Here is a 24,214-nt window from a genome sequence, read left to right on the forward strand (position 1 = left end):
TCCCCGGTCGGCGCGGTAGGTTCGCGAGGTGACGACCGACGCGGGTGGTGACCGGACCAGGACGACTGCCGGGGAGCAGCCGCCGGGTGTCGTGCTCGTCGGTGCCAGGGGCCACGGCCGGCACCACCGCGCGAACATCGACCGTCTCGTCGCTGCCGGGGTCTGCACCCTGACCGCCCTCGTCGACCCCGCGATCGGGACCGACCGGGACGCGGGTGTCCCGGTCGTCGCCGACGTCCTCGCCGCACGCATGGTCGGCCCCGTCGACGTCGTCGTGGTCGCGGCACCGATCGCGGCGCACCTCCCGCTGGCGCTCGCGGCGCTCGAGGCCGGCGCCGACGTGCTCCTGGAGAAGACGCCGGTGACGACGAGAGCCGCGCTCGCCGAGCTGCTCGCCGCCGAGCGGCGCACGGGGCGGGTCGTGCAGGTCGGGTTCCAGAGCCTCGGGTCCGCGGCGCTGCCGGCGTTCCGCGCCGGCGAGGTCGTCGGCCGGGTCCGCTCGGCCGCCGCGGTGGGGACGTGGCGCCGGGACGCGGCGTACTGGGCACGGGCCGCGTGGGCCGGGAAGCGCCGGGTCGGCGGGGTCGACGTGCTCGACGGGGTCGTCGCGAACCCGCTCGCGCACGCGGTCGCCACGGCACTGGCGATCGTCGGGTGCCGGCGTGCCGAGGACGTCGCACGTGTCGAGGTCGAGCTGTACCGGGCGAACGCGATCGACGGCGACGACACCTCGGCCGTGCGGGTCACGACGACCGCAGGACTCGAGGCGACCGCGGCCCTGACGCTCTGCGCCGCCGAGGAGTCCGCGCCGACCGTCCGGGTCCGCGGCGCGAGCGGTTCGGCGACGTTCGCCTACACGCTCGACGAGGTCACACCCGAGCGCGGAGCGGACGACGTGACGCCCGAGCGCGCCGCGACCCCGACCGTCCACCACGACCGCACGGACCTGCTCGAGAACCTCCTCGACCACCGCCGCACCGGCGCCGACCTGCTGGTCCCGCTCGTCTCGACCGGCGCCTTCGTGGAGGTGCTCGAGGCCGTCCGTGCGACCGGACCGGTCCAGATCGACCACCCGCACGTGACGTGGACCGGCGAGGGACCGGAGCGGCACCCGGTGGTCGCCGACGTCGAGGCGGTCGTGGCCCGCGCGGCCGACGGGCTCGCCCTGTTCTCCGAGGTCGGCGCTCCCTGGGCGCACGCGACCCGCGACGAGGTGCTGCACCGCTTCGTCGTCGACGCACCGCACGGCGGTCACACCGAGGTCGCGACGTCCCTCGACGGCGCGGGCACGATCCCGACGTCCGTCCCCCGGCCGTACCTGCACCCGGTCCGGACGCTGGGCAGCGTGCACGTCAGCGCCCACCACCCGGGCGACCACGACTGGCACGCCGGCGTCGGGCCGGCGATCCCGGACCTCGACGGCGTCAACTGCTGGGGCGGGCGGACGTACGTGCACGGCGAGGGCTACGTCTGGCGCGACGACCACGGCACCGTCACCGTCGACCGCGCCACCGCGCTCGGCGACACCCGCACGGTCGAGGTCTCCTGGCGCGGCCCGGACGGCGGTGCGCTCCTGCACGAGGAACGCGTGACCACGGCGCGGGCCGCGGGACCGGACGCGTGGGAGCTCCGGATCGCGTCGTCGTTCCGGACGCCGGCGGACACCCCGGTCCGGCTCGGCGGCCCCGGCAGCAACGGCCGGGTCGGCGCCGGGTACGGCGGGTTCTTCTGGCGGTTCCCGGCGTGCGCCGACGTCGACGTCCGCTCGGCGAGCGCTGCCGGCGAGGACGCGGTGCACGGCGCGGTGGCCCCGTGGGTGTCCTGGTCGGCGGACTTCGACGGGCGTCCGGCGACGATCGTGCTCGAGGCGCTCGGCCACCGCGACCCCTGGTTCGTCCGCGCGGCCGAGTACCCCGCGATCGGGTCGGCGCTGGCGTGGTCGTCGCCGGCCGTCGTCCGCCCCGGCGTCCCGCTGGTGCGCGCGTTCCGCGCGGTGGTCGCGGACGGGCGGGCCGACCCCGTCGAGCTGCTCGGACGGTCTCCCGCGACCACGTGACGGCGTGGGCCCACACCGCCGCCGACGCGTCAGCGGCAGACCAGCCGTGTCGGACGGGAGGCCCGGTACCAGCTGGCACCGGGCCTCCCGTCCGGTGGTCCGTCAGATCAACGCGTCAGGCCGCGCGCAGGGTGGGTGCGTCCTGGGTCGCCATCCAGTCGAGCAGGAGTGCCACGCCACGCGACGGGTCGAAGCGGGGCTCGTAGCCGAGCAGTTCACCCGCGGCGGTGACGTCGGCGAAGGCTGCGCGCACGTCCCCGAGCCGGTACTGGCCGGTGACCTGCGGTGCCGGCGCGCCCGCCTGCTCGGCGATGACGCCCGCGAGTTCGAGCAGCGTCATCGGTGCACCGGAGCCGATGTCGACGGTGGTCGTCCCGGTGCGCTCGCTCCGGGTCGACGCGGCGAGCGCCCGTACGACGTCGTCGACGAACACGAAGTCGCGGGTGATCGAGCCGTCCTCGTAGACGGGGATGGAGCGGTGCTCGCGGGCCAGGCGGCCGAACAGGCTGACGATGCCGGTGTACGGGTTCGTCAGGGACTGGCCGGGACCGTAGACGTTCTGCAGCCGCAGCACCGAGAGGGGTGCGCCGTGCGCGGAGGCCCAGGCGTGCAGGACGTGCTCCTGGGCGAGCTTCGTCGCCGCGTACACGTTCGACGGGCGGGGGTGCGTCGTGGCGGCGGCGTGGGCGAGCGGCGTCGCGAGGGAGCCGTCCGGCGATGCCGGGTCCCACTGCGCGCGCTCGAGCTGGTGGACGTCACGGGCGTCGGCGGCGAAGCGCTCCCCCGAGGCCGTTGCCCAGTCGCCCTCGCCGTAGACCGCGCGGGAGGACGCCAGGACGAAGCGGTCGGGGACGACCCCGGCCCGGTGCAGGCCGTCGAGGAGCTCGCTCGTGCCGACCACGTTGACGCGGGTGTGGCGGCTGGCCTCGGTGAGGGACTGCCCCGTGCCGGTCTCGGCGGCGAGGTGCACGACGACGTCCGGGTGCACGGACCGCAGCACGGCGTCCCACATCGTCGGGACGGTGACGTCGAACGGGACGGCCGTGATGCCGGCCGGCAGGGCGGGCCAGCCTGAGGCGTGCACCTGCGGGTGCAGGGAGTCGAGCAGGACGACGTCGTCGCCGGCGGCGGCGAGGTCGGCGGCGAGACGGGAGCCGATGAAGCCGGCGCCTCCCGTGATCAGGACGGTTCGGGTCATGATGCCTCCTCGGCATGCTGCAGGACGTGCTCGTCCAGGGCGACGAACACGGCGGGGTCCGGGCCGAACTTGCGCGCGAACGGCAGCCCGGCGGCCGTCAGCATCGGGACGTCGTCCAGGGTGAAGACGTCCGGGCGGCCGGAGGTGGTGTCCGACCAGCGGATCGTGTGCAGGCTGGCCCGCTCCAGGTGGAGGGTGGGGTCGTTGCCGATGATCGTGGCGGTGGCGGACTCGACCGGGATCATCGTGCGCTCGAAGTACCGCACGAGTGCGGGGTCGTCGGTGGTGCGGTCGACGACGGCCTGCATCGCCCGGCGGTCGATCGCGAACCAGCAGCTGTCGAACCAGCAGGGCGCCTCGGCGGTGAACGGGCTGCGCAGGGCGAGGAACCCGATCCGGGCCGGGGCGCCGACACCCGGGGACGGGGCGTAGAGCCGGACGGGCATCCGGTGCTCGCGGAGCCGGTGGATGGCGACGCCGCGCACCCAGCGGAACACCCGGGCGAGCGGCTCGGGGAGCCGACGCTCGAAGCCGATGTCCGGGAACGCGCGGTACTGGAACCGGTAGCGCTGTTCCGCTTCGGCGCGGATCGCCGGGTCGGGGACCTCGGCGACCGGCCAGGCCTCGATGACCGCGTTGTCGCCGGCGGCGCTCGCGGCGGCCAGTCGGTCGTGCAGGACGGCGAACGGCGCGGTCGGGTAGTCCTGTTCGGAGAGGAGCATCACCCAGTCGACGTCGAGGTTCGTGAGCACCCAGTCGAACAGACGCCAGCGGGCGCGCTCCAGGGTGATGTCGCCCCAGCCGATGGTCTCCGGGCTCAGGAACACGTGGACGCCGAGCGCTTCGAGCGGTTCCCGGTCCAGCGGGTGGTGGGTCTCGTCGTGCTGGACGACGACCTCGGCGTGCGGGTCGCCGCGCCGGAGCGTCCGGACGAGCCGGAGCAGCTGGCCACCGTCACCGTAGGAGGTGAGCAGGTAGGCGAGCCGCGGTGGCGCGCCGGGGGGCTGCTGGTCGGGCTCGGGGTGGGGCTCGGACATCGCCTGCTCCTCGCGGGACGGTGTTGCCGTGGACCGCGGGGAAGGGCGCCGCGGTGACCACAGTGTTATACCCACGGGTACCGGTGGTCGATGACGGATCTCCGATCGTGCGGGAAACCGCAGGGGCGGGCGGGGCTGGCGGCCGTGCCGATCGCGCGCGCGGTCGGTCGCGGCTGGCGCGCGTTCCAGGCGGACGCCCGGCGCACCGTGCACCGCTTCGACACCGACGGCACCACCGACATCGATCCCGACTCCACGCGCCGTACGGTCTGGGGCAACCGCCGCTGAGCCGGTCCGCGACAGCGCACGATCACCACACGAGGTCGCCGGGGTCTCCCTCCGTGCCGAACGTGAACGCGTGCGACGACCACCCGCCCGAGCGTTGCGCTTCGTGACGATGCATGACACGTGTTGCCCAAATGTGACGAAGTAGCTCGCGTGACCCGGCATCCGGAGCCAGGCTGACGGACGCGGCGCATCCGTGCCGCCGTCAGCCCAGACGCCGCAGCCCGGAAGGCACGCACCCGATGTCCCGCGAACTGATCTACAACGCGTTCCTGCACCTCACGCCGAACCACCACAGCCACGGCTACTGGCGGACCGAAGAGGGACAGGTGCAGCGCGGCTACTCGAAGCTGCAGCCCTACGTCGACGTGGTGAAGACCCTTGAGCGCGGGCGCATCGACAACCTCTTCATCGCCGACGTCGTGGGCGTGTACGACCTGGAGTTCGGCGAGGGCGACGCCACCATCCGCGCGGGCTCGCAGTTCCCCGAGCCGGACCCGGTGTCGATCGTGTCGGCGCTCGGCCTCGTGACCGAGCACCTCGGCATCGCGGTGACGAGCAACATCATCCAGAACCACCCGTTCTCGTTCGCCCGCCAGCTCTCGTCGCTCGACCACTTCACCGACGGCCGCGTGGGCTGGAACATCGTGACGTCGTACCTGAAGAACGGGTTCCGGAACTTCGGCTACGAGGACATCGTCGGCCACGACGCACGGTACGAGTGGGCACAGGAGTACATCGACGTCGCCTACAAGCTCTGGGAGCACTCGTGGGAGGACGGCGCCGTCCTGCACGACGCCTCGACGAACCGGTTCTTCGACCCCGAGAAGATCCACACGATCGACCACGTCGGCGATCGGTACCGGGTGCAGGGCCCGCACATCGTGGAGCCGTCGCCGCAGCGGACGCCGGTGCTCTTCCAGGCCGGGAACTCGCCGGCCGGTCGCGAATTCGCGGTGCGCAACGCGGAGGTGACGTTCCTGCCGTCGGCGACGCCCGAGGCCGCTCGACGTGACATCGAGGTGCTCGACGCCCTGGCGCGGGAGCACGGCCGAGACCCGCGATCGTTGAAGAAGATCGTGACGCTGTCGACCGTGATCGGCGCGACGGAGGAGGAAGCGAAGCGCAAGCAGGCGCATCTGCACGAGCACATCGACTACGCAGCGCTCCGTGCGTTCCTCAGCGGGGGCAGCGGCATCGACCTGTCGAGCATCGACCCGTCGACGACGCTCCGCGAGCTGCAGGAGCGGTCCGAGTTCGGCGAACACGTGCGGTCCTCGTTCCGCGCCGCGGTCGACGGTCACGGCGAGGACGTCACGTTCGCCGACTACCTCCGAGACAACGCCTTCCTGCCCGGCCGGTTCGCCGGCACGCCCGACCAGATCGCCGACGAGGTCGAGCGCTGGGCCGACGCCGGCGTCGACGGGTTCAACGTCGTCCCGGTCACCACGCTCGGCTGGTGGGACGAGTGGGTCGACCAGGTCGTCCCCGTGCTGCAGTCCCGCGGTCTCGCCCAGCGAGAGTACGCGCCGGGCACACTCCGCCAGAAGCTCTTCCGGAACGGCGACGCCCTGGACCCGACGCACCACGCGCACACCGTGCGCATCGGCGAGCCCGCCACCACCCGCTGATCCGAACCGTCCCGCGCACGCATCCGGCGCGCGGTGCCGCGCCGAGCCTCCAGACCGCCCGGACCCGACCACCCGCATCTCGAAGGAACCCCGTGAACAACCCCAGGACCAGACTCGGCATCGTCGGCGCGATCACGGCCGCGGCAGCGGTCGTGCTCTCCGGCTGCGCCGGCGGCAGCGGAGCCGCCGACGGCACCGGCAAGCCGATCCACGACTCGACCATCACCTACGTCCACGCCCAGGAGCCGCCGTGCATCTGGGGATCGTGGGTGCAGGAGGCGTACTTGTCCCGCCAGGTCTTCGACTCGCTCGTCGCCTGGGGCGACAGCGGCAAGGCGGTGCCGTGGCTCGCGACCAAGTGGTCCGAGTCCGACGACCGCAAGGACATCACCTTCACCCTGAAGGACGGGGTCACGTTCACGGACGGCACGGCGTTCGACGCGGACGCGGTCGTCACGAACGTGGCCTACTGGGTGAAGAACCTCGGGTGGAACTCGTTCTCGTACCTGACCGGCGCGACCGCGAACGACGACGGCACGGTGACGCTGCACCTGTCCAAGGCGAACCCCGAGATCTACCGCGAGCTCGCGAACGGGCACTACGGCATCCAGTCCCCGAAGGCGCTGGCGGAGAACTCCGAGGCGCAGAACTGCCAGTACCCGGTGGGGACGGGGGCGTGGAAGGTCAAGAAGTGGACGAAGGGGCAGGACATCCTCTTCGAGCGCAACGACGACTACGCATCGGCTCCCGCCGACGCGAAGCACACGGGTCCCGCGTACGAGAAGTACCTCGACTGGAAGTTCGCCACCGACGCGACGTCGCGCTGGAGCGCCCTGACCACCGGCCAGGCGCAGGCGATCTACGATCCGCCGTCGACGCAGTGGGCGACCGCGAAGCAGGACTACACCGTCTCGACGTTCGTCACCGGCGGCCGGCAGCAGGCGTTCTCCTTCAACGTCCAGCAGGGACCGTTCACGGATGAGAAGGTGCGCAAGGCCTTCGTCTACGCCGTGGACCGCAAGCAGATCGTGAAGAGCGTGTTCAAGGGTTCGGTGCCGTTCGAGGGCAACGGCTCGCTCAGCCCGAACAACCCGTACTACCTCGACCTCAACGACACCTACGGCTACGACGTCGACAAGGCGAACGCGCTGCTCGACGCTGCCGGGTGGAAGAAGAACGCCGACGGCATCCGCGAGAAGGACGGCAAGGAGCTCGAGGTCAAGCTCCCCTACGGCGCCGGCCCGATCGTCAGCCAGGACGGCGCCACCGCGCTGCAGGCCGTCCAGCAGCAGGTGAAGAAGGTCGGTTTCAAGCTCGACCTGATCCCACTCACCCAGACACAGCTGTTCTCCGGACAGTCGCAGGCCGCCGACGAAGAGGACATCTCCTTCGGGTACTGGGTCTGGCCGGCACCGAACATCCTCGACATCGTCTACAACGCCGGTACCGAGGACGCCCCGAACGGCAACAACACCACGCACTTCGACGACCCGGCCATCCAGGCGAAGATCGACGCAGCGCAGGTGGAACCGGACGAGGCGAAGCGGAAGACCGATTACCAGGAGCTGCAGCGGTACTTCAACGACCACGCGATCGCGGTCGGGTTCTACGACTTCACGAACACGGTCGTCGCGTCGAAGGACCTCAAGGGGTTCCGTCAGGACCAGGGCAGCAACGGCCTGCCGATCTTCACCGACGCCTACCTCGTGGGGAGCAAGTAGGTGTCCGCCGCCACTGTCCGGACGGGAGGCTCGGCGCTGCTCCGCCCCGCGGGCTCCGGTGGACGTGCGGTCGCCGTGGTACGCGGCGTCCTCCGCCGTCTCGGCTCGGCTGTCTTCGTCCTCTGGGGCACGGTCACCGTCACCTTCATCGTGCTGTCCGTGCTGCCGGGCAGTCGTGCCACGATCGTGCTCAACGTCCAGTCCGGGCAGACGACGGTGCGGACCGCTGCGGAGATCGCACGGGTGAACCACGAGTACGGCTGGGACCGGCCGCTCGTGGTGCAGTACCTGTCGTACCTCGGCGGACTGTTCCGCGGTGACCTCGGGACGTCCTGGGAGCTGAAGCGGTCGGTGTCGTCGGTGATCGGCGAGCAGTTCGGGCCGACCGTCACACTCGCGGTCGTGTCGCTGCTGCTGGCATGGGTGCTGTCCGTGCCGTGGACACTCTGGACCGCGGGCCGAGGTGGGCGGCTGCGGAGCGTCGGTTCAGCGGTGGAGACCATCGTCGCGGGACTGCCGCAGTACTGGGTCGGCATCATCCTGCTGCTCGTGTTCTCGGTCGCTCTCGGCTGGTTCCCCGTCCTGGGCGGTGCCACGTTCACCGGCACGGTCCTGCCCGCCTTCACCCTCGCGATCCCGCTCGCCGGGTTCCTCGGGCAGGCCACCAGGACCGAGTTCGACCGGGCCGTCCGGCAGCCGTTCGTCCTGTCGGCGAGGACCCGCGGGATGACCGCGTCGGCCGTGCGGCGGCGCCACGTGCTGCGGCACGCGCTCATCCCGGGCATCACCCTCTCCGGGTGGGCGATCGGGAGTTCGCTGTCCGGTGCGGTGCTCGTCGAGTCGGTGTTCTCGCGGCCCGGCCTCGGCAACGTGCTCGTCACGGCGGTGTCCGACAAGGACCTCGCCCTGGTGATGGGGATCGTGATCCTGATCAGCCTGGTCTACGTCGTGGTCAACCTGGTCATCGACGTCGTCTACGTCATCGTCGACCCCCGTCTCGGAGGTGCACGATGACCGGGACCGTCGTGGGTGTGCGGCCCGCACCGCTGCGCAGCAGGAGGCGGCTCGGCGTCCCCGTCTCGGTCGTCGTCGCGGGCGTCGTCGCGCTGTTCTTCGTCTTCGCGGCGCTCGTCCCGCAGCTGCTCGCGACGCGCTCGCCGCTCGAGATCGACCTGTACGACACGCTCAGCGCGCCGTCGGTGGCCCACTGGCTCGGGACCGACGACGCCGGCCGCGACCTGTACAGCCGGATCGTGTGGGGCACCAGGACGTCGTTGCTCATCGGTGTCGGCGCGATGGCGGTCTCGCTCGTCATCGGGCTCGCGCTGGGCTTCGCCTCGGCACTGACCCCGCGGTGGATCGCCGGGCCCGTCGACCGGTTCCTCGAGATCCTCCTCGCGTTCCCGGTGCTGTTGCTCTCGCTGCTGTTCGTCGCGTTGCTCGGCCCCTCCGCACCGAGTCTGGTGATCGCCGTCGGCATCGGCTCATCACCCGGGTACGCGCGGCTCATCCGCGCGCAGGCGCTCGGCGTCCGGGACTCCGGCTACGTCGAGGCCGCACGGGCCCTCGGGCACACCCGCAGGACGGTCTTCGTGCAGCACGTGTTCCCGAACGCGTTCCGGCCGCTCGTCGCCCTCGTCGCGCTCGGCATCGGCCAGTCCGTCGTGTGGGCCTCGGGGCTGTCGTTCCTCGGCCTCGGCGTCGCACCGCCGTCGTCGGAGTGGGGCGTGTTGCTGAACGCCGGCAAGTCACTCATCACCACTGCCTGGTGGCTCGAGGTCATGCCCGGCATCGCCATCGTGCTCGTCGCGCTGTCGTTCACGCAGCTCGGCCGGTACTTCCAGGACCGTTCGGAAGGAGTCACCCGATGACCGCGCTCGAGGTACCGGCGGCCGACCCGCTCGACGACGTCGTGATCGACGTCGACGGACTCGACGTCTCGTTCGACACCCCGGACGGTGGTCGGCAGCACATCGTCAAGGACGTCGGCTTCACCCTCCGCCGCGGACGCTGCGTCGCCCTCGTCGGCGAGTCCGGTTCCGGCAAGTCCGTGACGGCACGCTCGATCGTCGGCTTGACGGGCGAGGGGGCGTCCGTCACCGCGCGCACCCTCGCGTTGGAAGGGGACACACTGCTCGGCCGTCCGGAGTCCTGGTGGCGCCGCATCCGCGGCAGCCGCGTGGGCTTCGTGCTGCAGGACGCGCTCGTCTCGCTCGACCCGCTCCGGCCCGTCGGGAAGGAGATCGAGGAGGCGTACCAGCTGCACGGGATCGGCGACCGTGCGTCCCGCCGGGCCGCGGCGATCGAGGTCCTCGGCCGGATCGGCGTGCCGGAGCCCGAGGTCCGTGCGCGGCAGCGGCCGGGTGAGCTCTCCGGCGGACTCCGGCAGCGAGCGCTCATCGCGTCGGCCATCGCGCTCGACCCGCAGGTCGTGATCGCCGACGAACCGACCACCGCGCTCGACGTCACCGTCCAGTCGCAGATCCTCGACGTGCTCGAACGCATGATCGCCGAGGGCCGCAGCGTGATCCTGATCAGCCACGACCTCGCCGTGGTGGCCCGCCTCGCGGACGAGATCCTCGTCATGCAGGACGGCCGCATCGTCGAGTCCGGCACCACCGAGCAGATCCTGGACGACCCGCGACACCCCTACACGCGGCAGCTCATCGACGCCGTGCCGAGCGAGCACACCAAGGGCACCAGACTCGCACCAGAGGACCCGTCGCGCCGGAGTGCCGCCGAGCTCTTCCCGCGCCGCGCTGCCGTGTCGCCGGACGAGCCCGGCCAGCACCTCCTCGAGGTGCGGGACGTCGTGAAGGCGTACCGCGGTCCTGACCGGGTCTCCCGCCGCGCGGTCGACGGCGTCTCCTTCCACCTCGACCGTGGCGAGACCCTCGGCATCGTCGGCGAGTCCGGCTCCGGCAAGAGCACCGTCGCCCGCATCGCGCTGTCGCTCGTGCGTCCGGACGACGGCGACGTCCTGTTCCGCGGTGCACCCTGGTCGGCGGCGTCCCACGCGACGCAGCGGGCGATCCGACGGCGGATCTCGGTCGTCTACCAGGACCCGCTGAGCTCGTTCGATCCCCGCTGGCGCGTCGGACGGATCCTCGACGACGCGATCCGGCTCGGCCACCCCGACCGAGCCGGACGGCTCCGGGAGCGGACGGTCGAGCTGCTCGAGATGGTCGGCCTGACCGCGGCGCACGTCTCCGCCTGGCCGCTGACGCTGTCCGGCGGCCAGCGGCAGCGCGTCGCGATCGCCAGAGCCCTCGCCACGAACCCCGAGATCGTCGTCCTGGACGAGGCGGTCTCCGCGCTCGACGTGTCCATCCAGGCGCAGATCCTCGACCTGCTGCAGGACCTGCAGACGCAGCTCGACGTCAGCTACCTGTTCATCTCACACGACCTGGGGGTGATCCACCACATGAGCGACCGCGTCGTCGTCATGCAGCACGGACGTGCCGTCGAGCAGGGCACCGCCGCCGAGGTGTTCACCGACCCGCAGGACCCGTACACGCAGCGACTGCTCGACTCGCTGCCCCGACTGCAGTACGCCCGGCTGCACCAGGCCTCCCGCCGCCCCTGATCCCGACCACCACCCGGAGACACCGATGCCCGACACCCTCATCCCCGCCGAGACGGCGCCCACGACACTCCACGACGTCGCAGCAGCCGTCCGTGCCGTCGCTGCCCGCGCGGCCGAGGACGCCGTTCGCCGAGAAATCGACGGCACGTCGCCCGCCGAGACCGTTCGGGCACTCGCCGACGCCGGTCTCGGAGCGGTGCGCGTGCCCCTGTCGCACGGCGGCGTCGGCGGCACGGTCGGCGATCTGGCGGAGCTCCTCGTCGAGGTCGCTGCAGCCGACTCGAACCTGGCCCAGATCGTGCGCGGCCACCTGGGCTTCGTCGAGTTCCTCCTCGCACGCCCCGCCGACGCGGTCCGCGACGAACTGCTCCGCGCGGCCGGACGCGGTGAGCTCTTCGGACCGGCCGCGTCCGTCCACGCGGGTGGTGTCGGCGACGCGGGGCCGGCGTCGACGATCATCGACACGTCCACGTGGCTCGACCGTGCCGACGGCGTGCGACTGACCGGGGAGAAGTACTACACGACCGGCAGCCTGTACTCGGAGTGGCTCAACGTGCTCGTCGTCGAGGACGGCACGGTCTTCGAGGTCGTGGTCCGCAGGGACGACCCCGGGGTGACGATCGTCGACGACTGGGACGGCTTCGGCCAGCGTGCCACCGCGAGCGGGACGACACGGTTCGACCGCGTCCAGGTGCGCGACGGACACGTGCTGCCGTACGACGTCCCGCGCCTCTCGGAGTACCTCGGCGCGTTCTACCAGTTCGTGCACTCCGCGACCCAGGCCGGGATCCTCCGCAGGGCATCCGCGGACCTCGCCGAGGTCGTCCGACGCCGGCGTCGGACCTACCCGCTCGCATCCGATCCGGACCCGAAGCACGACCCGCAGGTCCTCGAGGCCGTCGGCGAGGTCGCGAGTGCGGCGTTCGGCGCACTCGCCGCCGTCGAGGCCGTCGCCCGGACGATCGACCGGCTCGAGGGACTCGAGGACGCCGACGGTCTCGACCAGGTGGTCGTCGCATCGGCGGCTGCGCAAGTCCGGAACACCGCACTCGCCGGAGAGGCGCTCTGGCGGTTCTTCGACGCCGCCAGCGCATCCGCGGTCGCGACCGGGAGCGCCCTCGACCGCCACTGGCGGAACGCGCGGACGATCTCCTCGCACAACCCCGTCGTCTACAAGGCGCGCCTGGTCGGCGACCACGCGATGAACGGGACGCTGCCCACCGCCACGATCTGAACCCCGACCGGCGTCGTACCGGTGCGTGGGGTTCGTCGTCCGAGGGCGGCGCGCACGACTCGTGACGCTGGCCCTGCTCGACCTCGTGCTCGTGCTCGTGCTCGTGCTCGTGGGTTTGGCCGCCGTGCTCGCGGTACTGTTCGGCCGATCGTGACGGCGTCTGGGGCGAGTCAGTAGCGTCACCGCCATGGAACTCCTCTTCGTCCACGGTGCCCTGGTCCGCGACGGCGCGTGGTGGTGGCAGCCGAGCGCCGACCTGCTCCTCGAACGCACCGGCATCCGCAGCCGCGCGGTGGCCCTGCCGTCCTGTGGCGAGGACTCCTCCGGCGTCCCCGAGGGCGGACTCGTCGAGGACGCGGAAGCCCTCCGACGGGCGCTCGACGAGGTCGACGAGGACGGTGCCGTCGTCGTCGGGCACTCCTACGGCGGCACCGTGATCGCCGAGGCCGGCCACCACCCCGCCGTGCGACACCTGCTGTACGTGTCGTCGTACCTGCCCGACGTCGGACAGGCCCAGGCGGCGATCATGAGCGGCGAGCCGGACCCGGTGTCGATCGGCGACGCGGGCGACGGGACCCTCGCCGTCGAGGGGTACGACCGGTCGTCGTTCGGGGCGCGGTTCCTGCAGGACGCCGACGACGCGACCCAGCGGTCCGCGTGGGAGCGGGTCACCGCGCAGTCGGCCGCCGCCTTCGTGACGCCGACCACGGCCGCGGGCTGGCAGGACGTCGACTCGACCTACCTGGTGTGCACCGACGACCGGAGCACCACGACCACGCTGCAGCGCGAGCACGCGGCACGAGCGACCCGTGCCGTCGAGGTGCCGACCGGTCACCACCCGTTCATCACCCGGCCGGACCTGGTCGTGGACCGGATCGAGGCGCTCCTCGGCGAAGGTGCCGTTCCGCCCACCCCGTGAGCGGTGGACGGCGGCGTCGTTGATCGCGCTAGCGTCGGGACCATGTCGTCTCGTCCCCACGACCTCCCCGAGTGGGTCCGCGACGCCGCCGGCGGGGTCCTGCTCTTCGTCCTGTCGTTCCTCCCCCTCGGCGTCGCCGGGGTGGAACTCGGCGAACTGCACCACGACGTCGCCCCGTGGGTCCCCCCGGTCCTGGTCGCCGGGCAGTCCCTGTCCCTCGCCGCCCGCCGGGTCGCCCCCGGGATCGTCCTCGCCGTGGTCGGGGTGTCGTTCGCCGCGGCGCAGCTCGCCGGCGTCGGCACCGGCGTCGCCGGGCTCGGGCTGTTCGTCGCGATCTACTCGTTCGCCGCGCACCAGCACCGGCACCGGCGGTCGATCGCCGCCGCCGCGGCCGTCGGGTACGTCCTCCTCGCCCTGGCCCTGCACGCCGAGGGGTCGCCCGAACGCCTCATCGACTGGGCGACGTTCTTCCTGGTGCTCACCACCCCGTGGCTCGTCGGGCTCCTGGTCCGCCGACGCGTCGCCGAACAGGCGGCACGTGAGACGAAGGCGGCGGAGGACGCCGTCCGCGAGTCCCGCAACCTGCTGGCGCGCGACCTCCACGACATCGTCACCCACCACGTCACCGCGATGGTCGTGCAGGCCGACTCCGCCGCGTACCTCCAGGACTCCGACGTCGCCGAGCGCACCCGCACCCTCGAGACGATCGGGACCACCGGCCGCCGCGCCCTCCAGGAGCTCCGGTCGCTGCTCGGCGCCCTCGAACAGACACCGCACGCCCCGGGCGGGCCGGTACCCCGGGAAGCCGTCGCGCACACCGTCGCGGAGCTCGTCGCCGAGGCCCGGCAGCGCGGCTACCCCGTCGTCCTCACCGAGCCGGCCGACCGCCCCGACGTGTCCGACGAGGTCGCCGTCACCCTCTACCGCATCGCCCAGGAAGCCCTGACCAACGCCATGAAGCACGCCCCCGGCGCCCGCGTCGAGATGACCGTGACCGACCCCGACGGGCGCGTCGAGCTGCGCGTGGTCAACGCGGTGCAGGGCCGGGCACCCGGCGTCCCCGGCCGCGGCCTCCGCGGCATGGCGGACCGCGCCGCACTCCTCGGCGGACGGCTCGACACCGGCGCCGCCGACGGCCGGTTCGAGGTCGTCGCGTCCTTCGCCGTCGATGCCCGGGCCACTCCGGAGCCCCGCCGATGAGCACCGAGGGCCGCCTCCGCATCGCGCTCGTCGACGACCAGACCATGGTGCGCGACGGCTTCGCCCGGGTGGTCCGCGCCCAACCCGACATGGAACTCGTCGGGCTCGGTTCGAACGGCCGCGACGCCGTCGACCTCGCCCGCGACGAGACCCCCGACGTCATGGTCGTCGACATCCGCATGCCCGTGCTCGACGGGATCTCGGCCACCCGCGAGATCCTGAGCGCTCCGCGTGCGGACGGCGCCGAGCCACCCAGGATCCTGGTCGTGACGACGTTCAACCTGGACGAGTACGTCTTCGACGCGCTCCGCGCCGGGGCGAGCGGCTTCCTGCTGAAGGACGCATCGCCCCCGCAGCTCCTCGACGCCATCCGCACGATCTCCCGCGGCGAAGCACTCGTCGACCCCGCCGTGACGCGCACCCTGATCGGCAGCTTCGCTGGCCGGATCCGTCCGCCGGCCGCCCCGGCCGACGAGTCCGCCCAGCTCACGCCCCGCGAACTCGAGGTGCTGCGCCTCCTCGCCAGGGGCATGTCGAACGTCGAGATCGCCGAGGCCGTTTTCGTCACCCGCGAGACGGCGAAGACCTACGTCTCGCGGATCCTGCTGAAACTCGGGGTCCGCGACCGCGTCCAGGCCGTCGTCTACGCGTACCGCACCGGCATCGCGGACGACTGACGGCGAGCTCCGGCGGGACTGTCCACCTTTGGGGGACCCGGCGGATCCCGCCGTTTCCTAGCGTCGTCATGGCAGCGGATGCTGCTCCACGACGAAGGAGACAGACCATGGCGACGACCACCGCCCCGAAGCGCCCCACCCGGCGAGGACACGCCGACCAGCGGCCCGCCAAGCCGAGCGTGATGCGCCGGATCCTGACGTTCCCGGTCACCTGGATGATCATCGGCACCGTGTTCGTGTTCCTCACGAACGCGATCCTGGTCGGCGTCGGCTCGGAGATGGACACCACCGGCGTGATCGTCACCGCCCTGATCGGCGCCGCGGCCGGGCTGCTGTTCTACACGCTCACGATGTGGCTCGTCGCCCGCCGACGCACCCCCGAGCTGACGCTCCGGGGCATCGGCCGCGAGACCGTCCTGGGACTCGCGATCGGCGTCCTCTTCATCGCCGTGTCGTACCTGATCGTCGTCGCCACCGGCGCGTACAGCGTCGTCTGGGCACCCCACGACGTCACCACGACGGTCGCACTGGCCCTCGCCGTGAACGCCGGAGCCGCCATCGTCGAGGAACTCACGTTCCGCGGCCTGCTCTTCCAGGGCATCGAGCAGCTCGGCGGTCCCCGCGTCGGGCGGTGGATCGCCCTCGGCGTCACGGCGGCGTTCTTCGGCGGCGCCCACCTGCTCAACCCCGGAGCCACCCTCTGGTCCTCGCTCGCCATCGCGATCGAGGCCGGCGTCCTGCTCGGAGCCGCCTTCACCTGGCGCCGGAACATGTGGTTCGTCATCGGGATCCACTTCGCGTGGAACGTCGTCGAGGGCCTCCTCGGCATCCCCGTCTCCGGCCACCGCGACCCCGGCCTGTTCGTCACCACCGTGCACGGCGACGGCCTGCTCTCCGGCGGCGCGTTCGGTCTCGAGGCCTCCTTCGTGCCGGTGCTGGTCAGCCTCGCCGTCGCGGTCCCGATGCTCGTCGCGGCCCGCCGTCGGCGCGTCGCGCCGACGGTGTCCGCAGCCCGCGACGTCCGTCTGGACGCAACCGCCCGGTGATCGGTCACCATCCGACGGACGGGAGGCCCGGTGCCAGCTGGCACCGAGCCTCCCGTCCGCATCGGGTCGCGTCCTCACTGGGTCCCGTAGGCCACCGACAGGTGCAGCGCCTGCGCAGCTGCGCGGTGCTCCTCGGCCAGGTCGCCGGTGTCGATCTGGACCCAGTGGATCGCCCCGGAGAACCCGTTGCCCGTCGGGGCGTAGTCCTCGCTCACCGGCGACCCCGCGTCGAGCCCGACGTCGCAGGTCTCGTCGGCCGAGAAGCGGGCCGGTTCGGTGCGGTCCACGCGTCCGGAACCGATCGGCTCGCGATCGACGAACAGCGTCACCGTCCCGCCCTTGGCGAGACCTCCGCCGTCGTAGTCGAACTCGAACCGGAGCTCGTGATCGCCGGCGGCCAGCGGCACCGTCCCCCGGACCGTGGACCGCTCGAGCCCGAAGAAGTTGTAGCAGTACGCCAGGACACCGTCGACGCAGTACAGGCTCCACCCGCCGGCTCGGCCGCCCTGGGCGATGACGACGCCGTCCGCGCCGGACGCCGGGACCGAGACCGAGGCCGTGACGGCGTGCGAACGGTTCTTGATGCTGATCACCGACTCCTCGGTCAGCCGGACCATGCCGGGGAACAGCCGCTGCGAGTCGCCGTGCACGAGCTGCGGGCGTCCGGCGAGGTCGGGGTTGCCGCGCTCGGCGAACCGATCGTCGAGGGGCAGCACGGAGTACTTGACCGCCTCGATCAGCCAGAGCCGTTGCAGGTCGCGGAGCCGGTCCGGCTCGTCCGCGGCCCGGTCGTGCGCCTGCGTCCAGTCGTCCGCCGCGTAGAGCTCCCAGACGTCGTCGTCGAACGCGGGCAGGGCCACCGCGCCGGTCTCCCACGGCGTCCGGTGCTTCGTCACCGCCGTCCACCCGTCGTGGTAGATCCCCCGGTTCCCCACCATCTCGAAGTACTGCGTGGTGTGCCGTTCGGCGGCGTCGGCATCGGTGAACGTGTACGCGAGGCTGACCCCCTCGTACGGCTTCTGCTGCACGCCGTGCACGATGGTCGGCTCCGGGATGCCCGCGATCTCGAGCAGCGTCGGGGCGACGTCGATGACGTGGTGGAACTGATGGCGCGTCCCGCCGCCCGAGCGGATGACCGCCGGCCAGTGCACGATCGTCCCGTTCCTGGTGCCGCCCCAGTGCGACGCGACCTGCTTGGTCCACTGGTAGGGCGTGTTCATCGCGTGCGCCCACGCCACCGCGTAGTGGTTGTACGCCGACGGCGTGCCGATCTCGTCGATCCGTTCGGCCAGGTACTCGGGCGTCTCCAGCGAACCGAACCCGTTGAGCGTCGTCATCTCGTTGAGCGTCCCCTGCAGCGTGCCCTCCGCGGACGCGCCGTTGTCCCCGATGACGACCATCACGAGGGTCTCGTCGAGGATCCCCCGTTCCTCGAGCCCGTCGATCAACCGGCCGATGTGGTGGTCGGTCTGCTCCATGTAGCCCGCGTAGACCTCCATCTGCCGTGCGAGCACCGGCTTCATCGCGTCGTCCGTGTCCTCCCAGGAGTCGAGGCCGGGCGTCCGCGGTGTGAGGTCGGCGTCGGCGGGGACCACGCCGAGCTCCCGCTGCCGTGCGAACGTCTCCTCGCGGAGCGCGTCCCAGCCGGCGTCGAACCGGCCGCGGTACCGGTCCGCCCACTCGGCCGGCACGTGGTGCGGCGCGTGCGTGGCACCGGGGGCGTAGTAGAGGAAGAACGGCTTGTCGGGCGTGAGCGACTTCTGCCGGTTGACGTAGGCGATCGCGTGGTCGGCCAGGTCCTCGTTGAACGTGTAGCCCTCCTCCGGCGTGCGGTCCGGCTCGACCGGGTTCACGTTCTCGTAGATCGCCGGGTAGTACTGGCTCGTCTCGCCGCCGATGAATCCGTAGAAGTACTCGAACCCGCCGCCCGGGTGCGGCCAGTGGTCGAACGGTCCCATCGGGCTCGTCTCCCACACCGGCACCTCGTGGCACTTGCCGAACTGCGCCGTCGAGTAGCCGTTCAGCCGGAGCGTCTCCGCGACGGGCGCGCAGGTGTTCGGGCGCACCGACGTCTGCCCGGGAGCGCTCGTCGCCCCCTCGGTGATCCCGCCCATGTTGACGGTGTGGTGGTTGCGTCCGGACAGCAGGGCAGCACGCGTCGGCGAGCACAGCGCGGTGGTGTGGAACCGCGTGTAGCGCAGTCCGTTCCCGGCGAGCCGTTCCAGGTTCGGCGTCCGGCACGGGCCGCCGAAGACGCTCGACGAGCCGAACCCGGCGTCGTCGATGAGGATCACGACGATGTTCGGCGCTCCCTCCGGCGGACGCAGCGGTGCGATCGCCGGGTAGGTCGCCTCCGGGTCCTTCGCGTCGTACGTCGTGAAGCGCGGTCGCTCCACGTCCGGGATCGGTAGCACGTTCCGGAACACCTCGTCGCCCACTGCAGCCATGACCTGCGCCTCTCGTCGTCGTCGTCCGGCAACCGTCGCCGACCCGCCGGCCGAGGGCATCACCCGTTTCGGAGGGGATACGGTCGGACGGGGCGGGCCCGTCGGCGCCGGACCGGCTCGACGACGGACGGGAGGCCCGGTGCCAGCTGGCACCGGGCCGTCCGTCTGGTGGTCGCGTCGCGACGGCGCTCAGCGTTCCGGAGCCGCGGGAGCGATCACCACGCCGGCTGCGTCGCGAAGAAGCGTTCCCAGAACGCCGCCCGCTCCGGTGTGGCGACCGGTCGCATCGCGAAGGTGGTCCCGAGGTCCATCACCGTCGGTGCCGTGGCCGCGTACGCGGGCCAGACCGGCAAGCCGGGTCCGTTCGGGTCCCCGGTGGCGATGTAGTTCACCCAGTACGCGGACATCGTGGCGGCGACGGCTCGGTCCTCGTCGTCCCAGTCCAGGTCGACGACGTCGAGGTTGTCGAAGACGAAGTCGATCTCGGATCCGTGTCCGGCGCGACGCGGCCCGCGGGACGGAGACGGCGGCCTGTGCGTCCAGAAGTACGTGCGGACCGGGCGATCGCACGCCGCGCTCCAGGTCGTCCCCCACAGGAACGTCGAGACGGTCGCGTTGTCGTGAATCGCGTCGTTGCTCGCGCGGGCTGCCTCGTCATCGTCCCGAGCGGGGTAGAGGGTCAGGAACTCGTCGGCGAGGGAACCGAACTTCTGGCGAGCGCCCCTGGTGAACGACTGGAGGGTGACGTGGGTCGGGGGGCGTCCGGGGCGCCACGGCTGTTCGCCCTTCGCCCGGATCGCGGCGAACGCCCCCTCGGGGACGGCGCCGCTCTCGTCGAGGTCGTTCCCGGCGATGTAGTCGACACGGTTCTGGGTACCGTGCGCGTAGGTCTCGGCGTAGCCGCGTGGCAGGACCCAGCCGTCGACCACGGGCCGGAAGAGCGGCGGGCGCGCGTCACTGCCGGTCTCGACGCCCATGTCGCCGAGACGATCCCGGTCGACGAGGTCGGTCCACGGCAGCGCACGCATCGCGTCGAGGTCCGTCGCTCCGCGGGCCGCGACGAACGCCGCGCCCTGTGCCTCGGCAGCGGCGCGGTCGCGGTAGGACGTCGAGAGGTAGCGCAGTTCGGTGTCGCCCGCGTGCCGGGCGTGGCTCTGCGCGATGACCCGGTGGAACAGCCCCGCCGCAAGGGGCGACATCGCCAGGAAGTTGCACGTCCCGGCGCCGGCCGACTGCCCGGCGATGGTGACGCGGTCGGGGTCGCCACCGAACGCGGCGACGTTGTCCCGCACCCACTCGAGGGCGCGGACGCAGTCGAGCAGGCCGTAGTTGCCGGACCCGTCGTGCCCGGACTCCGCGCTCAACGCCGGCGTCGCGAGGAACCCGAGGGCCCCGAGCCGGTAGTTGAACGTGACGACGACGACCCCTCGCCGGGCGAGGTTCTCCCCGTCGAACCGGGGGTCCGCGGCGCTGCCCTCCTGGAACCCCCCGCCGTAGATCCAGACGAGGACCGGCTTCGGCTCCTCGCCGGCCGGCGCGGGCGTCCAAACGTTCAGCGTGAGGCAGTCCTCGTCCATCGGCAGGGCGAGCGCGCGGGTCGCGGCGGTCTCCGGCTGCGGGCTGATCGCCCCGAACCGGGTCGCCGCGCGGACGCCGTCCCACGGCTCCGGTGACTGCGGCGCGCGCCATCGGAGATCGCCGACCGGCGGAGCAGCGTAGGGGATCCCGCGGAAGACGTGGACGTCGTCACGGCGGCCTGTGGTCCCACCGACCAGCCCGGCGTCGGTCCGCACGGTCGTCACCGTGTGCTGATCGGCGCTCATGCCGTGACCACGCTGTCGATCTGGCGCACGATCGCGCGACGGAGGACGACCACGAGGACACCACTGATGACGAGGGCCACGGTCATGCCCTGCCACATCGCGGTGTACCCGAAGGTCGTCGCGATCGACCCGCCGACGATCGGACCGACGATGTTGCCGAGGTCGCTGCCGAGGAAGTTCGTCGTGCTCCCGGCTCCGCGGCGCTCCCTGGGGACCATCTTCATGGCCATCGACTGCAGGACCGGCTGGCAACCGCCGTAGCCGAACCCGAACAGGACCGCCGCGACGAGGAACGCCAGCAGGGAGTGCGAGACGCTGATCAGGAAGAACGATCCGATGAAGAGCACCATCATCGGGACGAGCACGAGGTACCCGAAGCGGTCGGCGAGACGCCCCGCGAGTGGCCGGGAGACGAAGAGCACGCCGGCGTAGATCGTGAAGAAGAAGGAGATGTTGCTGCCGACGCCCTGTTGCCCCGCGAAGATCGCCAGGAACGGGTTGACGAGGCTGTAGCAGGCGAAGACGAAGAAGGTGATGATCGCGGCGAGCAGGACCTCCTTCGCGAAGAAGTTCTTCGGCGAGAGTGTGAACCCCTTCGGACGCTTGTACGTGAGCTTGATCTGCGTGCACATCACCACACCGAGGCCGACGAAGCCCGCTGCGATGAAGAACGCCGTGTCGTAGGAACCCGCGGCCGCGACCTTGAGCGAGATCACCGGTCCGACCATCTGCGCGACACCGGCACCGAGCGTGAAGAACCCGAGCCCGGTGCCGATCCGCTCACGCGGCAGCGCATCGGCCGCCATGGCGATGAACGCCGTCGTGCTGAACGCCTGGCCGGCCCCCTGCAGCAGACGGAAGGTGATGAGCTCCGGGACGTTCCCGGAGATCCCGAAGCCGAGGAACGCGACGCCGATCGCGATGATCGCGCCGAGGACGATGAACTTCCGGTTGAACGCGTCGAGGGCGGGTGCCGACGCGAGCTTGAACACGATCGCGGACCAGGCGAACGCGCTCGAGACGATGCCGACCACCGCGGCCGTCGCACCGAGGGAGTCCGTGTACTTGCCGATGAGGACGTTCGACATCTGCAACCCGATCGACACGAGGACGTTCGTCGCGAAGATCGCGATGAACGCGCGGTTCCAGATCTTCGAGGGTTCCGGAGGCACGGACCCCTCTTCCTCGGCCGTCGCTGCCGGGACGGGCAGTTGCCCGTGCGCGTTGCCCGTTGTGTCCTTCGCCATTGGAGGGAGCCTTTCGCCATGTCGTCGTAACTCACACGAAATCGTGTGAGATCGAAGATAGGCAGGAACGATCGAGCCGTCAAGCGGGGCTCAGGCGACGGGCGTCGGCACGTCCAGACCGTTCAGCTTGTGCTGGCGAGCGCACGTTTCGATCGCCTCGGCACTCGCTCCGGCCTCGAGCAGGTCGAGGAGTCGCTCGTGCTCGGCGATCGAGGCACGGTGCCGGCCGGGCACCGAGTGGCTGACACTCCGACGGATCACGTCGAAGCGTTGCAGCTCGCTCGTCAGGAGCGACGCGATGTGGGCATCGCCGCTCCGCTCGTGGAAGAGTGCGTGGAACCGGCGGTTCAGCTGGCCGAACCGGTCGAGGTCGATGACGTCGAGCGCCTCCGCCATCTCCCGGTCGAGCGCCCGAGCCGCCGCGATGTCAGCATCCGTCAGATTCGGCTGCGCCAACGCGGTCGCGAACCCCTCGAGCCGTGCGATCAGCTCCAGCGTGTTCCGGTGGTCCTCGACGTCGAAGAGCGCGACGCGGGCGCCGACGTTCCGGACGACCTCGATCCACCCCTCCGCCTCGAGTCGGCGGATCGCCTCACGGAGCGGGATGTTGCTGAGCCCGGTCTCACGGACGAGCTGGTCGACGACGATCCGGAAGCCGGGCACGTACGTCCGGTCGATGATGCGACGCTTGATCAGGGCGTACGCGAGATCCGCTTTGCTCTCACTGTCCGGCTCGCGACTGCTCACGCCAGCACGATAGCGCAGAGCTCGTCGGGAACGCCGTTGCCCGACTTGACGATCGACGCCGACGACTCTAAGTTCATGCATTGGATCGTGCACGATCTTCGACAGGGAGGTCGAGATGCAGCAGCTGGGAACCGCGCCACCGCAGCGTGTGTGGACCGCTGGGTTCGCGTGCCTGTTCGCCTCCTACGCGCTGATCTCGCTCGGGCTGACGATGAGCAACGTGCTCATCGGCAAGTACACCGACTCCCTCGGTGCGACGCCGAGTGTCATCGGCATCGTGAGCAGCGCGTTCGCGGTCACGGCGATCGTGTTCAAGTGCGTCTCCGCACCGGCGATCGACAGCTTCGACCGCAAGAACGTCCTGATGGCCGCCGCCGCGACGATCGCGATCGCGATGTTCGGCTACGGTCTGTCCGGATCCGTTCCGCCGCTCATCGTCTTCCGCCTCGTCCAGGGCGCAGGTCAGGCGTTCACCGCCACGTGCTGCATCGCCTTCGCAGCCGACCTGCTCCCCCGCGAACGACTCGGCATCGGTATCGGGGTGTTCTCCCTCGCCCCGGCGATCGCCCAGGTCATCGGTCCGAACATTTCCCTCGGGGTGTCCGCCGCGTTCGGGTACCGCACGCTCTTCTTCGTCGCCGGCGGCGTGCTCCTGGTGGCCGCCGCGCTCGTCACCCGCGTGCATGCGCCGTCGGTACCGCGACGTCCGTTCCGGATCACGCCCCGGAACGTCTTCGCGCCGGAGGTCGCGGTTCCCGCGCTGCTCTTCTTCCTGCTGGTCGGCTCCTACAGCCTCGTGAACCCGTTCCTCGCGCTCTTCGCCGAACAGCAGGGAGCCGGCGCCCACATCGCACTGTTCTTCACCGTCGACGCCCTGACGCTCTTCGTGTCGCGCCCCCTCGCCGGTCGGCTCGCCGACCGGTTCGGCTACGGCGTGCTCGTCGTGTTCTTCGGTCTGTTCGCGGCATCGCTCCTGGTGATCAGCGCCGCGCACACGCTGCCGGTGTTCCTGCTGGCCGCCGTGCTGCTCGGCTTCGGGTACGGGTCGTGCCAGCCCCTCATCGAGGGCATGGCGATGAAGATGGTGCCTGCCGACCGGCGAGGCGCGGCGAGCTGCACGACGTTCCTCGGCAGCGACGCCGGGGACTTCGCGGGCCCGATCGCCGGCGGTGCGATCGCACAGTCCGCCGGGTACCCGGCGATGTGGCAGACGATGACGCTCCCCCTCGTCGCCGGAGCGGTCCTCGCCGTCGTGCTGCGCCGCCCGGTGGCGCGGCGGCTCGGGCTGGCGGCGCGGTCCGAGGCCGCCTTGTCCGGCCGACCGACGGACCGGGGTTCGGTGACCTGACGCGCGGGTCTC

At 71.4% G+C, this 24,214-nt stretch carries 20 protein-coding genes; 14 read left to right on the forward strand and 6 right to left on the reverse strand.

Going from position 1 to position 24,214, the window contains the following annotated elements; genetic code table 11:
- Positions 1 to 28 precede the first annotated feature (28 nt).
- Positions 29 to 2,056: a PmoA family protein gene (locus ACIPJY_RS07505; RefSeq protein WP_400462408.1), complete on the forward strand. Its 2,028-nt coding sequence runs from the start codon at positions 29 to 31 to the stop codon at positions 2,054 to 2,056.
- A 115-nt stretch (positions 2,057 to 2,171) separates the two neighbouring features.
- Here the strand turns inward: ACIPJY_RS07505 and ACIPJY_RS07510 are convergent, their stop codons facing one another.
- On the reverse strand, positions 2,172 to 3,254 hold the full coding sequence (locus ACIPJY_RS07510; protein WP_400462410.1) for an NAD-dependent epimerase/dehydratase family protein: 1,083 nt from the start codon (positions 3,252 to 3,254) through the stop codon (positions 2,172 to 2,174).
- Positions 3,251 to 4,291, reverse strand: coding sequence for a hypothetical protein (locus tag ACIPJY_RS07515; RefSeq protein ID WP_400462413.1), 1,041 nt, complete (start codon positions 4,289 to 4,291; stop codon positions 3,251 to 3,253). The genes ACIPJY_RS07510 and ACIPJY_RS07515 overlap by 4 nt, the downstream gene beginning before the upstream one ends.
- 90 nt (positions 4,292 to 4,381) lie before the next feature.
- On the opposite strand from ACIPJY_RS07515, the gene ACIPJY_RS07520 reads away from it, so the two are divergent.
- The 12 genes from ACIPJY_RS07520 to ACIPJY_RS07575 all read left to right on the forward strand — a co-directional run bounded on the left by ACIPJY_RS07520 (position 4,382) and on the right by ACIPJY_RS07575 (position 16,590).
- A complete protein-coding gene (locus ACIPJY_RS07520) occupies positions 4,382 to 4,579 on the forward strand; it encodes a hypothetical protein (RefSeq protein ID WP_400462415.1) in 198 nt (65 codons plus the stop codon).
- A 239-nt stretch (positions 4,580 to 4,818) separates the two neighbouring features.
- The gene (locus tag ACIPJY_RS07525) at positions 4,819 to 6,207 is read left to right on the forward strand and encodes an NtaA/DmoA family FMN-dependent monooxygenase (protein WP_400462416.1); all 1,389 of its coding nucleotides are present in this window, start codon (positions 4,819 to 4,821) and stop codon (positions 6,205 to 6,207) included.
- Positions 6,208 to 6,299: 92 nt separating this feature from the next.
- Positions 6,300 to 7,928: an ABC transporter substrate-binding protein gene (locus ACIPJY_RS07530; protein WP_400462419.1), complete on the forward strand. Its 1,629-nt coding sequence runs from the start codon at positions 6,300 to 6,302 to the stop codon at positions 7,926 to 7,928.
- A complete protein-coding gene (locus tag ACIPJY_RS07535; RefSeq protein WP_400462421.1) occupies positions 7,929 to 8,942 on the forward strand; it encodes an ABC transporter permease in 1,014 nt (337 codons plus the stop codon).
- Positions 8,939 to 9,799 (forward strand): ABC transporter permease, encoded by an 861-nt coding sequence (locus tag ACIPJY_RS07540; RefSeq protein ID WP_400462424.1) that lies wholly within the window; start codon positions 8,939 to 8,941, stop codon positions 9,797 to 9,799. The genes ACIPJY_RS07535 and ACIPJY_RS07540 overlap by 4 nt, the downstream gene beginning before the upstream one ends.
- Complete coding sequence (locus ACIPJY_RS07545; protein WP_400462427.1) at positions 9,796 to 11,514, forward strand: dipeptide ABC transporter ATP-binding protein; 1,719 nt, start codon at positions 9,796 to 9,798, stop codon at positions 11,512 to 11,514. The genes ACIPJY_RS07540 and ACIPJY_RS07545 overlap by 4 nt, the downstream gene beginning before the upstream one ends.
- Positions 11,515 to 11,539: 25 nt before the next feature.
- The gene (locus tag ACIPJY_RS07550) at positions 11,540 to 12,748 is read left to right on the forward strand and encodes an acyl-CoA dehydrogenase family protein (protein WP_400462429.1); all 1,209 of its coding nucleotides are present in this window, start codon (positions 11,540 to 11,542) and stop codon (positions 12,746 to 12,748) included.
- Between the two features lie 25 nt (positions 12,749 to 12,773).
- Complete coding sequence (locus ACIPJY_RS07555; protein WP_400462432.1) at positions 12,774 to 12,902, forward strand: hypothetical protein; 129 nt, start codon at positions 12,774 to 12,776, stop codon at positions 12,900 to 12,902.
- Positions 12,903 to 12,935: 33 nt separating this feature from the next.
- Positions 12,936 to 13,667, forward strand: a complete 732-nt coding sequence (locus ACIPJY_RS07560; RefSeq protein ID WP_400462435.1) for an alpha/beta hydrolase — start codon at positions 12,936 to 12,938, stop codon at positions 13,665 to 13,667.
- A 42-nt stretch (positions 13,668 to 13,709) separates the two neighbouring features.
- Positions 13,710 to 14,867, forward strand: coding sequence for a sensor histidine kinase (locus ACIPJY_RS07565; protein WP_400462438.1), 1,158 nt, complete (start codon positions 13,710 to 13,712; stop codon positions 14,865 to 14,867).
- Positions 14,864 to 15,544 (forward strand): response regulator, encoded by a 681-nt coding sequence (locus ACIPJY_RS07570; protein WP_400462441.1) that lies wholly within the window; start codon positions 14,864 to 14,866, stop codon positions 15,542 to 15,544. The genes ACIPJY_RS07565 and ACIPJY_RS07570 overlap by 4 nt, the downstream gene beginning before the upstream one ends.
- 107 nt (positions 15,545 to 15,651) lie before the next feature.
- Positions 15,652 to 16,590 carry a lysostaphin resistance A-like protein gene (locus ACIPJY_RS07575; RefSeq protein ID WP_400462444.1) on the forward strand — a complete coding sequence of 313 codons (939 nt, stop codon included), beginning with the start codon at positions 15,652 to 15,654 and terminating at the stop codon, positions 16,588 to 16,590.
- A gap of 74 nt (positions 16,591 to 16,664) precedes the next feature.
- On the opposite strand, the gene ACIPJY_RS07580 is transcribed toward ACIPJY_RS07575, so the two are convergent.
- The 4 genes from ACIPJY_RS07580 to ACIPJY_RS07595 form a co-directional block, all read right to left on the reverse strand.
- Positions 16,665 to 19,037, reverse strand: coding sequence for an arylsulfatase (locus ACIPJY_RS07580; protein ID WP_400462446.1), 2,373 nt, complete (start codon positions 19,035 to 19,037; stop codon positions 16,665 to 16,667).
- Positions 19,038 to 19,252: 215 nt separating this feature from the next.
- Positions 19,253 to 20,860, reverse strand: a complete 1,608-nt coding sequence (locus tag ACIPJY_RS07585; protein ID WP_400462449.1) for a carboxylesterase/lipase family protein — start codon at positions 20,858 to 20,860, stop codon at positions 19,253 to 19,255.
- Positions 20,857 to 22,107, reverse strand: a complete 1,251-nt coding sequence (locus tag ACIPJY_RS07590; protein WP_400462452.1) for an MFS transporter — start codon at positions 22,105 to 22,107, stop codon at positions 20,857 to 20,859. The genes ACIPJY_RS07585 and ACIPJY_RS07590 overlap by 4 nt, the downstream gene beginning before the upstream one ends.
- Positions 22,108 to 22,197: 90 nt before the next feature.
- Positions 22,198 to 22,854: a GntR family transcriptional regulator gene (locus ACIPJY_RS07595; RefSeq protein WP_400462454.1), complete on the reverse strand. Its 657-nt coding sequence runs from the start codon at positions 22,852 to 22,854 to the stop codon at positions 22,198 to 22,200.
- Between the two features lie 115 nt (positions 22,855 to 22,969).
- Here ACIPJY_RS07595 and ACIPJY_RS07600 point away from each other — a divergent pair, with 115 nt between their 5' ends.
- Positions 22,970 to 24,202 carry an MFS transporter gene (locus ACIPJY_RS07600; RefSeq protein WP_400462457.1) on the forward strand — a complete coding sequence of 411 codons (1,233 nt, stop codon included), beginning with the start codon at positions 22,970 to 22,972 and terminating at the stop codon, positions 24,200 to 24,202.
- Positions 24,203 to 24,214 lie beyond the last annotated feature (12 nt).

This window comes from Curtobacterium sp. NPDC090223 (genome assembly GCF_044746585.1).
Lineage (GTDB): Bacteria > Actinomycetota > Actinomycetes > Actinomycetales > Microbacteriaceae > Curtobacterium.